Here is a 16,650-nt window from a genome sequence, read left to right as displayed (position 1 = left end):
GTCTTCGGGGTTTGCTACACTCAGCCGATAACAAAACAGGCAGCCCATAGCGCTGCACCACCTAAATTTTCGATCAACGATAACACTCCATGCAAGACATTCAGTACGTAGGTGAACATCTTATTCCGGGGCATATTGGTCAAATGGCGATCATGCTAGGATTCTCTACGGCATTGCTCTCCACCATTGCTTACTTTTTTGCGACACAGCGCCGCGAACAGCCCGCTGAGGCAGCTAACTGGCTCCGTATCGGGAGGTTTTCCTTCCTTATTCATGGCATTGCCGTTTTCACGCTGATTGGCACCATGTTTTACGTGATGGTCAATCAGTATTATGAGTATCAGTATGTTCAGGCGCACGTCTCTGAAGATCTGCCTATGAAATACATCTTCTCAGCCTTCTGGGAAGGGCAGGAAGGCAGCTTTCTGCTCTGGATGTTCTGGCACATCGTGCTCGGCGGTGTCCTCATGGCTACTGGTAAGCGCTGGGAAGCCCCTACCCTCTCACTGTTATCTTCCGTACAGGTCTTTTTGGGTTCTATGATCCTCGGTATTTACATCGGGTTTGGAGACGACCCTATGCGGCTGGGCAGCAATCCTATGATGCTGCTCCGGGATATGGTCGATGCGCCGATTTTCCAGAGTGCCGACTACGTATCACAGATTACCGGCACCGGGCTCAATCCGCTGCTGCAAAACTACTGGATGACCATCCACCCGCCGACTTTGTTCCTCGGTTTTGCCTCTACCACCATCCCCTTTGCCTACGCCATAGCAGCTCTCTGGACCAACGACCACAAAGCCTGGCTGAAGCCTGCCCTGCGCTGGAGCTTGTTTAGCGGTGCCATTCTGGGTATCGGCATCCTGATGGGCGGTGCATGGGCCTATGAAGCCCTTAGCTTTGGTGGATACTGGGCCTGGGACCCGGTGGAAAACATGTCGCTGGTGCCCTGGCTTTTCCTCATTGCCGGCATTCATACCAACCTGATTGCCAATGCAACCGGACACTCCATCCGCAGTACGCATATTTTTTATGCCTTGACCTTTATCTTCATTCTGTACTCCACCTTCCTGACCCGGAGTGGGGTACTGGGCGATACCTCGGTGCATGCCTTTACGGAAATGGGGCTGGAAACCCAGCTGATTTTGCTAATTGGTTTTTACATCGCGCTGTCAGCAGTACTGATTGGCAAGCGATATAACAGCATACCTGCGCCTCAGAAAGAGGAAGCCACTGCCTCCCGGGAGTTTTGGATGTTTATCGGTTCGCTGGTATTGCTGTTCTCAGGCCTCATCATTTCGGCTTCCACTTCCCTGCCGGTGTACAACAAGATCATGACGTACTTTAACCCGGATTACATCGGCCGAGTCATCACTGATCCGGTGCCTCACTACAACAAATACCAAATCTGGATTGCCGTCTTCATCAGTTTGCTTTCCGGCATTAGCCAGTACCTGCGCTTCCGGGAGCCTAACTTTAGCAAGCAGCTTAAGAAATTTAGCATTCATACGGGTGCAGCCATCGGCATTTCTGCCTTGCTGACTTACCTGACGACACTTTGGATCGCCATGAATGCCTGGCAGTACACCGTTATGCTGTTCTTCGGTTGGTTTACCATCGTCGCTAATGTGGATTACCTGTTTACTGTAGCTAAAGCCCGGCTTAAGATGGCAGGCTCTGCGGTTTCTCACATTGGTTTCGGACTGATGATCATCGGTATCCTGGCCTCCGGGCTTAATCAGGAGGTGATTTCCAATAATACCTTTGTAATGGAGGGGCTCATCGAAGGGGCTACCGAAGATCAGCTGCGCAAAAACGTCATACTCTTCAAGGATTCACCTTTGATCATGGGCGATTACGAAGTGACCTATGTTTCTGATACCGTAAGCCAGTTCTCCCGTACCTTCAAAGTGAACTACAAGCGGCGGGATGCTTCCGGGGATGTGGTAGAGGAGTTCAACCTTTATCCAAATATTCTTTACGATAAATCCTTCACCAAGGTAGCAGCCTCCAATCCGTCGACTAAGCGTTATCTGAATCGAGATATTTTCACCCATATAGCTTCCCTGCCACGGGTGGAAATCGATATGGAATACCGCAAAAACCGGGAAGACAGCCTGAACTACAAGGTGTACGAAGCGCTGATCGGAGAGACAATCGCCTTTCAGGACACCGTGCCCATCCGCGATCAGGACACCTTCTTTGTGAAGCGCTTCCGTGCAGAGCTGGTCAGCATTGACCGCGACCCTTCCCATCCTGATTACACTAAGGAAGAAGGAGACCTGCCTATCGGGGCCACCATCCGTATTCAGCGCCTGGATGAAGACAGCGTATTCACTGTTCAGCCGGTGCTGGTCCTGCGGGGTCAAATGCTCTATAGCTATCCGGTACAGATCAATGATATTAGCTCCAAGGTGCGGCTGAGCGAAGGTATTTTTGATGCCGTATTTGGCCGGGAGGTCAATATGGAGTACCAGCCGTTCACCTTTAAGGAGGGAGACCAGATTACGTACAATGGGCACACCATTCAGTTTGCAGGTTTCAACAAGAATCCGGAACATGAAGCCTACGAGCCCCAAGAAGAAGACATTGCCGTAAGCGCAATGATCAGTGTACAGGGACAGGATGGGGAATCCTATATGGCACAACCGCTATACCTCATCCGCGGCAGCCGCCCCCTCAACCTGAAAGACGAGATCTCCGAGCTGGGGCTGCACTTCCGCTTCACCGGTATCAACCCACAGGAGGAAACCGTGGAGGTTATGATTGGGCAGGCGGAAACCGGAGGCGAGCACCCGATCCCATTCGAGGTGGCGACAGACTCCCTGCGTGCCGATTATATTGTGCTGGAGGCTATCGAATTCCCGGGCATCAACCTGTTTTGGCTGGGCTCAACGATGATGATGATTGGGCTGTTTATGAGCATGTTGGTGCGGATGCAGCAACGTCGGCAGGTAGCTTAAACAAAGAACCGCACGACGGTTAAGCGGGCGGAAGTTGGCAAGTGGTCCAGCTTCCGCCCGCTTTTTTTAAGACGGTGTTGGGAATTCGCTTTTGGAGCGAATGTAGTCAAATTTTATTCTGAACAAGTCTTTGATCCCGACATTCATCGTCGGGGGCACGATGAAGGAGCTTAGCCTGAGCTAAGCGACTGAAGAGCAACGAAGTGCAGGATAAAATTTGGCAAATGCAGCCCAAAAGGTGATATCCCAACACAGTCTAAAACTGCCCTCGACCATCCCCGTTCGTTCGATTGTAGGGAATGTTCAGGAAGTCCAGTGAGCCAGGCTTCACACGGATGTAAAAGCTGTAGGTGCCCCGGAGCGGCTGCCAGTTGGCGCCTGCTTCCCAGCAGTGGAGGTCACGCTGGAAGCCTACCGATGGATAAGTAATCCCTTTTCTTACAAAATCGTACCCAAAGTTACCGATATTGATAAACCAGTTGGGCGTCAACTGTATGCTGCCGCTGCAGTTGATGGTGTTTGTGGCGATGAAAAAGGTATCCCGCCCGTCCGGCATCCCCTCCCAGTTGAGGGAAAGGTTGTGGCTGATGCGGAAATTCTCGAACAGGCTTAGGAAGTCCTTTTCCTCTACCCGCTGCAAACCTCTTTCCTGCCTTTCCAGTTCTGCTTCTGCATCGTAAATTTCTTCTTCTTTCTCGCCCTGGAATAAGGCTCTGATCTTCCCAACGGTCAGGTTGGTATTGAAACGGGCTGTGGCCTGATCGAAACGCAATAAGCGGTTTTCGGTTTCCCAAAGCAGGTCGTCTACCCGCCGGCCATTCTCGTTGACCCGGTAGGGATCGAAAGTGGCGCGCAGGCCTACCGTAGTCATCCCTTTAAACATCCGCGTGGTCCCCGAAATATTGACCGGGCTCCACTTGAGAGAGTCTGCTGCAAAGTTATAGTTACCGGAAACGATGATGTTGTCAAAGAGCTTTAGTTTCTCCTCCGTGGAGTCCTTTTTGGAGAAGTACTTCGCTTCAAAAATATTGTTGAGGCTGTAGCCAATACTCATCTGCTGCCCGGCAGTGGAGGGGCTGCCAAAAATGCCACCCTGGAAGATAGAGTAGGTATCGAATTCATCCCGGGTATCGGGGTCTCTCACCTCCCGGAAATAGCCCAGGTCCGGGTTGGTGTAATCAGGCGTGTAGCCAAAGGAAATGCTGGGCTTCATCACATGGCGGATGCCCCGCAGCCAGCCCTGCCCGAAGCGCATGGTCCCAAAAATCTGTGTATTCAGGCTCACACTTGCGTTAAACTGCCGGTAAGCTTCAAAGCCGCCCACCTGCCGCTCAGTGATTTCACCGTAGGAAAGCGTGTCTACAAAATCTATGCCCCTATCTGAAATCGTGTCCAGCTCCAAAGCCGTAGGGTCAAAATCCCGGCGCAAGGTGCGCAGGTACCAGACCTCATCGTAGTTGACCGAAGGGTTGAGGTTGAAGTACTTAAGGACTTTAAAGGAAGTACCGAGGTTCGCCCGCTGTTGGACACCAAACTGGGCATTTTCAATTGTTTCCTGCGTAAAAAGCGTGGAGTCTTTAGCCTGAAACCGGTTGCGGGCCTCTGCATCGTAACGGAAAGTAATGGCTTCATACCACTTCTCAGGCCCGGTCCTGTTTTTGCGCTTGAACGGGTTAATAGCCTGTGTCTGAAACCTTACATTGGGGAAGCTGACTGTAACGTCGCCCGTATTAGAGTTTTGGTTGTGGTTGAAGGAAGCCGTCAGGTTGATAGGCTTGTCCCGCCAGTTTTTTCTAAAGTTTAGGTTGGACCGAAGCTGGTTTTCCAGTACCCGCTGATCGTTGAAGACCCGCTGCTGATAGTTGTTGCTTTGAATATTGATAGAACCACCAAAGTTGATCGTCGGGTGAGCGGACTGTGCCTGCTGATGGCTCCATTGAAAGATGAAGGACTTGGGCTGGGAAATGTTACCCTCTAAATCCTCGCTTCTTCGTACGTCGTAGCCGATATTGAAATTACCGTTGTACTTATAGCGCTTGTTGTAGTTGGAAAGCGCATTGACCCCCCAAGTCCCTTTAAGGTAAATATTTCCTGTGAGGGACAGATTGAAGTGGTCGCCCAGGGGGAAGTACCAGCCGATGCCTTCCAAACCAAAGCCCCACTGCGGGGAGTACTGGTAATCACGCGGGAACAGCAAGCCCGTTGACCGCCCCTGCGGTATCGGGAAAAAACCGAAGGGCAGCCAAACCGGCGTAGGCACGTTCATAATTTCCAGATTGGAAGGGCCCACCACAACGAGTTTATTGGGAATGACTTTCTGCTTGCGGCTGCGGATGCCAAAGTGAGGCTCCTCATGCGTACAGGTGGTAAAAATCGCATTGGAGCTGTACACCACGTTTTGGTCCTCCGCTGTGCTGTCCTGTGCTTCCTGCGTGACGAACTTCGACTTTTGCCCGCGGACCACCACATCATTCTGCGTGGTGACCACATCGTAGACCACCCCTTTTTTTGTCGAAAAATTGTAGCGCATACTATCTGCCGTAAAGCTCTGGCTGGCATCCGAGAACTCCGGCAAACCCGCCGGCCGCCCCAGGCTGTCGGGCATACCCGAAGCGGTCACGATGTTCGTCTTCCAGTCAAAAATGATATGGTCCGCTTTCAGGTTAATGGTGGTATAAGTCACTTCCGCTTCCCCGTACAAGTGCACCCGCTGATTGGCAATATCATAGACCATTGAATCGACAGCTGAGTATTGTACCGGAGCATCTAGAGAATCCTTGGAGAAAGAAATTTCGCGGGTTTCACGCTGGCGGGGCAACAAGGTATCCTTTGGTAGCGTATCTAAAGAGGTCCTTACCCGGTCGGTACTGAACGGCAAGGTATCCCCGGGCATGGCACGGGCTGCGCTGTCCACCTGCATCTGAGCCGATGGCGGCCGTTTATCCCGCTCATTTACAGGCTCCTGCGCCTGTAGATAAGGAAGGCTGCACAGCAGGAATACAATAATTATTAATAACTTTGTCTTCAAGGATACAATTCTAAGTTGTGCTTATGACGAAAGCGGTAACTTTTCTACCAACGCTGTTTCTACTCGCTTTGCCGTTTACCGGTACCGGGTTTAACTTTTCATTATCCTTTCCGGCACCAGCTATGGCTGAGGCTGCCTGCCATTCGGGCTCCGATCATTCGGGTTGCCCGGTGCACAGGCGCGGCAAAGTTATAAAACCTGCCAGATTATCGGAGGATTTCTCACAAGGGATACCACTTCCCTTTCCGGCTTTTCAAAAAGCCCTGGGCTTACCGCCCGATTATCGGATCAAAACCGTAGTCATTGACCCCGGTCATGGCGGGCACGACCCCGGCTGCCTGGGCGGGCACTCCCGGGAGAAACACCTGGCACTGGCCATTGGGCTGAAACTGGCTCAGGAGATGCGGATCCATTATCCGGACCTCAATGTGATTCTGACCCGCGACTCCGATGTTTTCATCCCACTCCATGAGCGCGCTGCGATTGCCAACCGCAACGATGCAGACTTATTCATCTCCATCCATTGCAATTATATGCCCGGCTCCTCGGCTACCCACGGGAGCGAGACTTACGTAATGGGCCTGCATACCGCAGAGCATAATCTTAAGGTGGCCAAGCGGGAGAACGCTGCGATCCTGCTGGAAGAAAATTATGAGGCCAACTACGATTATGACCCCAACTCTCCGGAAGGGCATATTATGCTCAATATGTTCCAGAGTGCCTACCTCGAGCAAAGTATTCTGTTTGCAGAAAAGGTGGAGGGACATTTTGCAAAAGCCAACCGCAAGAGCCGGGGTGTCAAGCAGGCCGGCTTCGTAGTCCTTAAGGAAACTACGATGCCGAGTGTGCTGGTGGAAACCGGTTTTCTTAGCAACCGTTCTGAGGAAGCTTATCTGATGACGCCACAGGGCCAGGCGGTGGTGGCCGGAGCGATGATCGCCGCCTTTGAAGATTACCGTCGGCACGTAGAAAACAGCCCGGAAGCTCAGCCTTTGGCAGCCGCGCCGGTTGCCGTCCCGGCACGTGTCTTACAGCAGGAAGAACAGTTCCAACCTGATCAAAAGCCTGACCCCAACCCGCCGCCCCTGTCTAAGGGCCGCTATCTCGTTGCTCGTTCACCAGAAGCGGCACCCAATTCTTACACGCCGCCAGCCGAGCCCACCCCTTCTGCCTATCAACGGAAGGGGGAAAGCGTTGAGGTTCGCCCCGAGCCTGCCATACAACCTCTGACCCCTCAGCCACAACATACTACTGAAAAGCACACAGGGCTCCGGGAAGTCACACTGGACGACCTGGGGATTAGCCTGCATGTTCAATTGGCCGCCTCTAAAGACCCATTAGATACCTCCCACCCAAAGTGGGACAATACCGGTTACCTGATCGAGGTGGTACGCGAAGGGGAATTTTTTAAATATCAGGCCAAAAACTTCACCTCCATTTACCACGCCACTCAGGCCAAACTATCACTGGAAAACCGCGGGTTCCCGGGTGCATTTATTGTGGCTTACCGCAATGGCGCACGCATTTCCATGGATGACGTACGGCAGGCTTTGGGCACACCTTAACCTTTGTAAGGGCTGGCAAGTGATGGAGCCGCTGGAGCAAACACTAACCGCTCCTGCTCTCCTGAAGAAGTAAACGGCCGAAAATTACCGTTTTAACCCAAAGGGCTATACCTTTGCGACGCTTAAACTAACACGACCATGTCAAACGAAGTAAAGGTAGGTCTTCTTGCTATTGTAGCCATTGCGGTCTCTTACTGGGGCTACAAATTCATTATGGGCAAAAATGTATTGCTTAAATCCAACACCTATAAAGTCTATTACCCTAAAGTGGACCGCATGCAGGTAGGCACGCAGGTGTTTATCAATGGTGTCCCAGTGGGCAGCGTAGCCAAAGTGGGCCTGCTTAACGACGTAGACCGCACCGTGGAGGTCGTCCTGGACCTGGAGCCTGGCATGACGATCCCTAAAGACACCCGTGCAGTAATTGTAGCGACGGGATTTATGGGCGGCAAGGCTGTCAAGCTGATGTACGACAAACCCTGCTCCGGTGATGATTGCGCAGAACCTGGCGATACCCTGGAAGGGGAATTTCGAGGTCTGCTGGACTCAATGGTCGGAGAAGAAGCCGTTGGCGATTACGCCGCCATCCTTCAAAAAAGCCTTCAAAAAGTCATCGATACGCTCAACTACGCCCTGCTCAGCGAAGAAAGCCAATCGCCCATTGCCAATACCATGCGCAACCTGGACGCAACCATGGCGAACCTCAACTCTTCCACTGCTCAGCTCGACCAACTCATGCGGCGGTCATCCGGCAATATCTCGAGTTCTTTAAAGAATGTCGAATCTATCACCGGGAACCTCGAAAAGAACAATGCCAGAATCGCCGCAATCATCGCTAATGCAGATAGCCTGAGCAGCCAGTTGGTGGCTGCCGACCTGCAGAAAACCGTCAACGAGATCAATGCTTCTATTCAGGAGCTGAAAGGAACGCTTGAGAATGCTAACCAGGCCATCGCCGGCATTTCCGGCCTGGTCGATGGTATTAAAGAAGGTGAAGGGACGCTGGGGCAACTCATGAAGGATGAGGCTTTGTACCGCAACCTCTCCAACCTCACCCGCGAAGCGGATTCACTGGTTACCGATTTCCAGGACCGCCCCTACCGGTACATGCCGCTTAAGAGCCGTCGGAGAGTGGAACGTTATGACCGTCAGGACGCTCAAGAGGCTGGGAATTAAGATAACGCCCAAAGTGATACATCACCCAGAGATGTGCGAGTGCCTGCGTCAGGTTGTAAACCAGCCAGGGCAGGCGCGGCACAAACTCATGAATCGCCGCAATAACGTACCGGCCACCCAGCACACTGCGAAACTCCAGCCAGCCATGGTCCCGGCGCTTCACCAATTGACCGCCGACAATATAAAATAGCTGCCGATTGGCATCGCTGCGGTCCGGGATAAACTTCAAGTGCAGCAGCTCAAACCCTCCAATGCGAAATACCGTAGTCTGCCCCCGGTGGTCGGCTTTCAGAAGATACCGAAAGTGCCGGGGAAGCCAGGTCTGATAACGTTTAGCCACCCAGATGGCTGAATGATCGCCAGGATTGGGCAGGCGCTGAACACTTCTTACCGTATTTTTTTCTTCCCTGCGCTGCTGCTCGTCTGCTAAGGGTAAAGCAGGCACTTGTTTCTGCTGTTGAAGTGCTTGCCTCGCTGCCTCTTCGAAATGCTGGGTGGGCGGCACCTCTTCCATCAACTGATTGGGCTTTCCTTTGAGGTCCCAGCGCAACGTGGCGATCAGCGGAGAAACCATGGTCGGGCTCAGTCCGGAAAATAAAGCCACCCATAGGCGGGAAAGCCCCGGCAGATTGAAAGGCAGGGCGTAAATCCAACGTTTCCTTCCCTTTAGTTTCGCCAGCCGTTTGAGCATATCATAATAAGTGGTCACCCCTTTCCCTACGATATCATACTCTGCATTAAAATAGTCGGAATTGCCCAAAACGGCGTCAATAACCCTCAGGGTGTCGTCCAATCCTATGGGCTGTGTTTGGGAGCACGTCCACTTGGGGCACAACATTAACGGCAATCGATCAACAAGGCGGTCCAGGATTTTGAAGGAAGTCCCTCCCGGCCCCACGATGATGCCCGCTCTCAGGGTAGTCAGGGGCACAGATGTACTTTCCAGGGTTCTTTCCACTTCGGCACGGCTTCTCAGCGGGCGCGCATCCGGCAATTCCCCCTCCGGCAGTATACCGCTCAGGAAAACAATCTGCTGTACGGCATTGAGCTCCGCTGCCCGGACGAAGTTGTCCGCCAGCAGTAAATCCGTATTGTCGAAGGAGCCTTGGTTGAGGCGGGTGGAAGGGCGCATAGAATGCACCAGATACAAAGCAAAATTTGCACCTTTGAGCGCTTCGCGGCTGGCAGAAAGGGAGTAAAGGTCAACCTGCCGCCATTCTACGTTAGGGTCCGCTTTTTCCGGGGACATGGTTTTGCGGCTTAGCGCGATAAACCGGTATTTATGCCGGTATCGGTCCATAAACCAGCGACCAATAAAACCAGTGGCTCCAGCAATAGCGACGGTAGGTTTCATATTCACCAAACGGAGAAGCTACCAGAAGGTTCGCTATTCTTCCGACTGGAAAGGCAAAGCTGGCAAAGCGTCGTTGCAAAGCCCCTTCAGCTCACGGGTTGTTTTCTTCAGGCGGGGGTGAACGAGATCAGGGGCAATGTCCAGCAGAGGGGCCAGTACGAAGTTGCGCTCCTGCAAATGTGGGTGAGGAAGAGTCAGCTGATCACTCTCCCAAATGATGTCATCGTAGTACAAAATATCAATATCAATCAGCCGTTGCCCCCATTTTTGAATCCTTACCCGGCCCATTTCAAGTTCGATCTCCAGGACTGTATTCAACAACCCAATAGGGTCAAGGGCCGTTTCCAGTTCCAGCGCCTGATTGAGAAAATCCGGTTGGTCCCGGACACCCCAGGCGGCTGTCTCGAAAATCCGGGAAGACTGAAGGAGGGGTCCCACGGTTTCCTCAAGCGCGGATGCCGCTTGTTTGAGGTTCCTGAGCCTGTCGCCCTGATTGCTGCCGGTATGTAAAAAGACCCGTTTCATATGGGTGCGAAGGTAAAGTTTTATTCTGATACCAAGGATTACCTCCCTCGCAAGTTGCATTTACAGACCGATCGGTTTATTTTTGTGGCAACTATACTAAAACTCATGTCAAAATCAGACCGTACACGCCAGCAAATTATCGAAAAAGCCGCTGCACTATTTAATCAGCGCGGGTTCGCAGGCACCTCAATGGGCGACATCATAAAAGCGACCGGATTGTCTAAGGGTGGCGTTTACGGTAATTTTTCCAGTAAGGAGGATATTGCTGTGGCTGCTTTTCAGCATGCAGTAGACCAAGTGCACCAGCAAGTCCGTGCCCGGACCCGCGTCATAGAACACCCCATTGACAAACTTAAAGCTGTTGTCTACTTTTACAAAGAGCATGCCGCCCAGCCGCCTATTGCAGGCGGTTGCCCGATCCAAAACACGGCCATTGAGGCAGATGACGGCAATCTGCTCCTCAGGGAACATGCCATTAAAGCTGTAGGGATTTGGCACGACCGAATAGTGACCACCCTGAAAAACGGCCAGGAAAAGAAGCAGGTCCATCCTGACATATCTCCCGAAGACTTCGCCACCCAGTTTATTGCCACCCTGGAGGGCGGGATCATGCTGGCCCAACTGCATAAGGAAGATCGGTATTTCAACCCGGTAGCCCAGTTGCTGTTACAAATGATTGAACAACTCCAACCCTAAATCCTCGAATATATGCCCATCACAAAAGATATTCGCTACCTCTCCTCTGACTATCAGGACCCTTCGCCGGAACAGCCGGTCCGCTATCCGCCGGTTTTAAAGGTTATCCGGTTTATGTTTGGCCTTTTTGGGTATATATTCCCCAAAGCCATGGCCAGGCTGGCGTACCGTTTTTTCTCCACGCCCCGGATCCGCGCCCGGCACAAAACCAGTGATGCCCTGCTCGAAAGCGCCCGCTTGTTTGAGTTTATGTACGGCAGGCAACTGCTCAAAGGGTACGAATGGGGTTACGGAGGCCGGACCATACTTCTGGTACATGGCTGGGAATCCCGGGGCACAGCGCTGCGGACTTTTGTACCTCCACTGGTCGAAAAAGGATACCGTGTGGTCGCATTCGATGGCCCTGCTCATGGTAATTCTGATGGAAAGCGGACCAACCTCCCCCACTTTGGAGGGGCCGTACGGGCCATTATCAATCAGATCGGTGGGGTACACGGCATCATCACTCATTCCTTCGGAGGTGCCTCCACGGCTTTTGCCCTTTCCAACCTCGATCCTTCCATCAGGGTCGAAAAGCTGGTACTAATAGGCGTACCAGACAAAATGGAAAAGGTACTGAACAACGCTATGGAAACGCTAAATGTCCCACCCCCTGCTGCCCGGGAATTCATCCGCTTTATTGAGCAAAAAGTGAAGTTCCCTCTTCACTATGCGGACACTTCCAATGCGAATATTTCCAAAAGCGTAGGTAAAGTTCTGATTGTCCATGATGAAACAGACGCTATTGTTTCTATCGAGGAAGCCCGCTCCGTTTTTGAGGCATGGGACAACGCCAGTCTGCTCATTGCCAATGGTTACGGGCACTACCGGCTGATGAAGAATCCTGACCTGATCCGCGAAGTGGCTGACTTCATTCATGCCCGCCCCTGACCACAGATTTATGTTGACCATCCGACCGATAAAGAAATGGGAGGGCTGTAGTTTCAAATTTTGATTATTTTTAGCCAAGTTCAAGCCTGATTTAGGCTCGAAAAACAAACATTAACTTGGCAAGCATGAGAATACTTTCCACACTCACTCTACTACTGTTATTGCAATTTGCCCTCTCTGCCCAACCCGTCAATGATGACTGTGATGGTTTAATCGCACTTGGCGCACTTCCGGCCTGTAATGATGATATTTATGACAATATTAATGCGACACCTTCCAACATAGGGTCAGAAAATATCCCCTCCTGCTTCAATGGGGGCAGTGTCGACCGCGACGTCTGGTTCTCTTTTACCACAACGGATGATATTATTGATGTCACGGTGACTTTGCAGGGAGCCACAGATGGCCCAAACGGCAGTATCCTGAACCCACAGATCAACATCTACAGGGGCGAGTGTATGTTTGATGGCCTAGCTGACCTGAGTTTTTGTTCTTCCGCTGCGGATGGAGAAGCAACAGCACAGGTAGACATCATCGGGCTAACCCCGAATACGACCTATTTTATACGGGTCAATGACTACTCTCCCACCGGTACGCCGAATGCGGGAGACTTCCGTCTTTGTGTGGAAGAATACGTCCCCGCCATTAATATCGGTGATGAGACGTTCACCTCCGCCTGTTTTGGTACGCTTTATGATTCCGGAGGACCGGATGCGGACTACAGCAATGGCGAGAACGCTACTTTCACGATTACGCCTTCCACGCTGTTTGAATGTCTGGAAATTCAGATACAGGATTTCCAACTCGAGAATACTTTTGACTTCCTGAATATTTACGCCGGCCCTAATGCCGGTGGTACGCTACTGGGCAGCTATACAGGCGGCAATACGGACCCCATTACCATACAAACCTCAGAACCTTCCGTGACTATAGAGTTTACTTCTGATGGATCGGCTACAGCTCCCGGTTTCGAGCTCACCTGGAACTGTAGCCCCCTGGCCTGTAGCGGTTCTTCTGTTGACAATCCCACTGTGATCAGTGGCTTACCATTTGAAGGCAGTGGCTTCACGACCTGTGGTGAGGCAGGTACTATTGCGGAAACGCCCTGTGGCCCCACGCCATTCCTCAATGGGCCAGACGTTGTGTTTTCCTATACTACTGATGGTGGCTTCTGTGCAGATGTGATCGTCAGTGGTGCAGACGCGGGTACCGGTGTCCTGATTTTGAATGGCCCTCCTCTTGATCCTGCTACAGAATGCGTAGGCCTTGGTGGCGGTGGCAGTGCCTTCGGGACTAATTTTGAATCGCCCGGCACTTACTACATTATCGTAGCCAATGGCACAGGTTGCACGGAGTTTGACCTCTCCATCACAGAGGCCGAGTGCAACTTGCAGCCCTCTCTGCTCAATGCATTGTGCAATCCGCTCAACGGCTGTATTCCTCCGGATAACCTCCCCTCTGTCTTCACTTTTAATCAGGGTTTTGAAGACATCGCCTTCAACCCGGGCCTGAATGACGGTTGCTGGTTCAATACCGGCTCCGCTGACCCTAATTATTATTGGTTTACGATAGAAGCGCAGTCAGCAGGTCCCTTTGGCTTCACGGTGGAAGCGGCCAACTTGCCTGCGGAAGACTCAGATATTGACTTTCAGGTCTGGGGCCCATTGGACAAGGATGAAGTATGCAGCGACCCGCAGGCTATTGTGGAATTCGTAGAGAACAATCAACCCATCCGGTCTTCCTATGCCGGTGGTGCCGATCCTACCGGACTGGCCAGTATCCACCCTGTGACTGGAATAGAAGTAATTGACGAATTGGACTGTGCGCCAGACCCTAATGGCAACGTTGATGACTTCGCTGCTGTCATTAACTGCCAGCCTGGTGAAGTATACGCGGTACTCATTAATGACTGGGGAGACAATATCCAAAGTGGGGCGATTTCAGTAGACTGGTCTGCTTCTGACCCGGACGTGCTTGCCCCAACCCCTGTGGAGCTGCTCAATACCGACACCGCGATCTGTCAGGGCGAGAGCGTGCAGTTACTCCTGGAAACCTCCGTCAACAACATCACCTGGCTTAAAGACACTACTACGCTGTCCTGTGATGACTGCCCGGACCCATTGGCCACGCCTACCGAGACAACAGAATATGTGGGCCTGGTGGATGCCGTTTGCTATCAGGACACGGTGAGTGTACTGGTGCAGGTTTATGATCTTGACGCTGGCCCTGACGTAACCGTTTGCCGAAATGAAGAAATTCAAATAGTAGCGGGCAGTAATTTTCTGAATGCCACCTATGAGTGGGTGCCCCCCACCGGGCTGAGCCTCAGCTGCACCGAATGCCCCGACCCGTTTATCATAGCAGAGGCCGCCGGGACCTACACCCTTCCTGTAACCTTGTTTGCAGACAATTGCACCCTGGAAGATGCGGTCACCATTACGGTATTGGATGCGGAGGCTCCGGTCATTGCTATTTCACCTGACCTGGACATTTGCCTTGGAGAAACCGTTTCCGTAGGTGGAGCCGCCACACCGGGCGTAGACTATACCTGGAATGCCACGCCTGGAGGGTTCACCTCAACGGAGGCAGACCCATCAGTCACGCCAGATACGACCACCACTTATTTCGTCAGTGCACAAAACCAGGAGTGCCCGGTACCTTCGCTAGACAGCGTAACGGTCAGTGTTTCCATTCCACCGGTAATTCTGTTGAGCAACGACACCGCTGTTTGTCAGGGTGACCCCCTGGTTTTGAGTACCCTGGCACCGGAGCCGGGTGTCGTATACAACTGGGCAGGTCCGGAGAGTATTGAAGACCCCACTGATCTCAATACGGTTATCTTCCCGCAAAGCGAAGGGACTTACACCCTGACCGCGGTGCGTGGTGCCTGTGAAGAAACCGCTTCAACAGATGTAGAGATTACGCCAATTAGTATTGATATTCTTGCAGAAGACACCCTTAGGATTTGCCGGGGGGAAGTTGAGCTGGAATTCATGACAAACATCGTACCGACTTCGGAAACACCGGTTTGGACGGCCTCCACCCCTGGTTTTGATACCCTTGTGGCGCCTGCAATAACCGTAAGCCCCCAAACAGCCACTACCTACTACGCTGAAGTAGCGGTAGGCAGCACCTGCTTCCGCAAAGACTCTGTTTATGTGGTTGTGGACAGTCTGCCAGCTGCTGGCCTGGGTATTATGCCTTTGGATACGACCGTGTGCGAAGGCGAAATACTGGTACTGCAATCGCCCTTGTATGAACCCTCAGATTTCTCAGGAATAACCTTCGAGTGGGGGCCCGAAACCGGTCAGGAATCTCCCGATTCCCTTTACAACCTCGTCATCACAGGAGTAGATACCGTAGAATATTTCAGAGTAACCCAAAATGGCGTTTGTACGGATACGTCTTTTGCGCAAGTCAATGTAAACGCAACACCGACAATCACCATCACCCCCTCTGACACGTCAATTTGCAATGGCAACAGCGTCGATTTCCAGGCTACTATAAGCGATAACGCCACTTCCTTTGAGTGGACCGGCGGGACTGAACAACTCAGCTGTACGGACTGCCTGAACCCCTCAAGCAGTAACCTCTCACAAAGTACCACCTTCACACTTGAAGCATCCGTGGGCGATTGCCCAACGGAGGTGAGTGCGAATGTGAACGTGCTGCAGCCACCACCCTACGAACTGGAAGCTTCGCCCATCATCTGCGAAGGAGAAAGCATCCAACTCATTTTCAATACCGATCCGGGCTACAACTACACCTGGACCGCTACAGACCCGGACTTTGGCACAATTGAAGATGGCGCACTCACTGTAACGCCGGACACCACCACCACTTACTTCCTTGTGGCCGGCGATGGCATCTGCCCGGATGTGGAAGATCAGGTGCAGGTGCGCGTGGTACAGGCCGCAGAGATCAATGCAGTCAATGTTTCGCCTACTGACCTTTGCTCTAACGAAGAAGTGACCTTCAGCGTAGATATCGACAATGCCATTGCTGAAGACCGGTACGAATGGCTAGACCCGAACGGCAACGAGCTGGCTACCGGGCAAAGTGGCACTTTCGAGCCCACCGTATCCGGTACCTATACCCTGATTTACATTAGTGCGGCGGAGTGTGGCACCCTAACGGAAACTTTTGACCTGACGGTCTCCCCCGCCCCAACTGTGGAACTAGCCAACGATACCACTATCTGTTTGGGCGAGTCCGTGCAGCTCAACTTCGCAGAAGATGAGAATACGACCTACACCTGGACGTCTACGGACCCACTGTTCAGTGATTTCAATAATCCTCAACCAGTGGTCAGCCCAACGGAGACCGCAACCTACACCCTAACGGCAAGCAATGGCGTATGCGATGACTTTGTGGGCTCCGTTACGGTGGAAGTCATTGGCAACATCCTGCTGG

Annotated in this window: 9 protein-coding genes; 6 read left to right on the top strand and 3 right to left on the bottom strand. The window is 52.3% G+C overall.

All coding sequences use genetic code 11. The annotated features are described in order from the left end of the window. Nucleotides 1–89 precede the first annotated feature (89 nt). Nucleotides 90–2,963, top strand: coding sequence for a cytochrome c biogenesis protein CcsA (ccsA, locus tag MRY86_RS25155; protein WP_293572024.1), 2,874 nt, complete (start codon nucleotides 90–92; stop codon nucleotides 2,961–2,963). A 256-nt stretch (nucleotides 2,964–3,219) separates the two neighbouring features. Here the strand turns inward: ccsA and MRY86_RS25150 are convergent, their stop codons facing one another. After that, nucleotides 3,220–5,991 carry a putative LPS assembly protein LptD gene (locus tag MRY86_RS25150; RefSeq protein WP_293572022.1) on the bottom strand — a complete coding sequence of 924 codons (2,772 nt, stop codon included), beginning with the start codon at nucleotides 5,989–5,991 and terminating at the stop codon, nucleotides 3,220–3,222. A 23-nt stretch (nucleotides 5,992–6,014) separates the two neighbouring features. Here MRY86_RS25150 and MRY86_RS25145 point away from each other — a divergent pair, with 23 nt between their 5' ends. Continuing rightward, nucleotides 6,015–7,556 carry an N-acetylmuramoyl-L-alanine amidase gene (locus tag MRY86_RS25145; protein ID WP_293562699.1) on the top strand — a complete coding sequence of 514 codons (1,542 nt, stop codon included), beginning with the start codon at nucleotides 6,015–6,017 and terminating at the stop codon, nucleotides 7,554–7,556. Nucleotides 7,557–7,694: 138 nt separating this feature from the next. After that, entirely contained in the window at nucleotides 7,695–8,732 is a 1,038-nt protein-coding gene (locus tag MRY86_RS25140; protein WP_293562698.1) for an MlaD family protein, read from the top strand. On the opposite strand, the gene MRY86_RS25135 is transcribed toward MRY86_RS25140, so the two are convergent. Both MRY86_RS25135 and folK read right to left on the bottom strand, forming a co-directional pair. After that, nucleotides 8,671–10,086, bottom strand: a complete 1,416-nt coding sequence (locus MRY86_RS25135) for an NAD(P)H-binding protein (protein ID WP_293562697.1) — start codon at nucleotides 10,084–10,086, stop codon at nucleotides 8,671–8,673. The genes MRY86_RS25140 and MRY86_RS25135 overlap by 62 nt on opposite strands. 33 nt (nucleotides 10,087–10,119) lie before the next feature. Further along, on the bottom strand, nucleotides 10,120–10,611 hold the full coding sequence (folK, locus tag MRY86_RS25130; protein WP_293572020.1) for a 2-amino-4-hydroxy-6-hydroxymethyldihydropteridine diphosphokinase: 492 nt from the start codon (nucleotides 10,609–10,611) through the stop codon (nucleotides 10,120–10,122). A 105-nt stretch (nucleotides 10,612–10,716) separates the two neighbouring features. On the opposite strand from folK, the gene MRY86_RS25125 reads away from it, so the two are divergent. From MRY86_RS25125 to MRY86_RS25115, 3 genes are all read left to right on the top strand, one after another. Next, complete coding sequence (locus MRY86_RS25125) at nucleotides 10,717–11,307, top strand: TetR/AcrR family transcriptional regulator (protein WP_293572018.1); 591 nt, start codon at nucleotides 10,717–10,719, stop codon at nucleotides 11,305–11,307. 12 nt (nucleotides 11,308–11,319) lie between these two features. Next, nucleotides 11,320–12,237: an alpha/beta hydrolase gene (locus MRY86_RS25120; RefSeq protein WP_293572017.1), complete on the top strand. Its 918-nt coding sequence runs from the start codon at nucleotides 11,320–11,322 to the stop codon at nucleotides 12,235–12,237. Between the two features lie 125 nt (nucleotides 12,238–12,362). Further along, nucleotides 12,363–16,650 (top strand): CUB domain-containing protein (locus MRY86_RS25115; protein WP_293567061.1); only part of this gene is annotated, 4,288 nt, incomplete at its 3' end.

The organism is Phaeodactylibacter sp. (assembly GCF_022763345.1).
Lineage (GTDB): Bacteria > Bacteroidota > Bacteroidia > Chitinophagales > Saprospiraceae > Phaeodactylibacter.
This window is presented reverse-complemented; position numbering and strand designations above follow the sequence as displayed.

Bases quoted from the DNA above. Each gene is read 5' to 3' on its own strand.
- MRY86_RS25125 (WP_293572018.1), top strand. From the start codon at position 10,717: ATGTCAAAATCAGACCGTACACGCCAGCAAATTATCGAAAAAGCCGCT.
- MRY86_RS25140 (WP_293562698.1), top strand. From the start codon at position 7,695: ATGTCAAACGAAGTAAAGGTAGGTCTTCTTGCTATTGTAGCCATTGCG.
- ccsA (WP_293572024.1), top strand. From the start codon at position 90: ATGCAAGACATTCAGTACGTAGGTGAACATCTTATTCCGGGGCATATT.
- MRY86_RS25135 (WP_293562697.1), bottom strand. From the start codon at position 10,086: ATGAAACCTACCGTCGCTATTGCTGGAGCCACTGGTTTTATTGGTCGC.
- folK (WP_293572020.1), bottom strand. From the start codon at position 10,611: ATGAAACGGGTCTTTTTACATACCGGCAGCAATCAGGGCGACAGGCTC.
- MRY86_RS25120 (WP_293572017.1), top strand. From the start codon at position 11,320: ATGCCCATCACAAAAGATATTCGCTACCTCTCCTCTGACTATCAGGAC.
- MRY86_RS25145 (WP_293562699.1), top strand. From the start codon at position 6,015: ATGACGAAAGCGGTAACTTTTCTACCAACGCTGTTTCTACTCGCTTTG.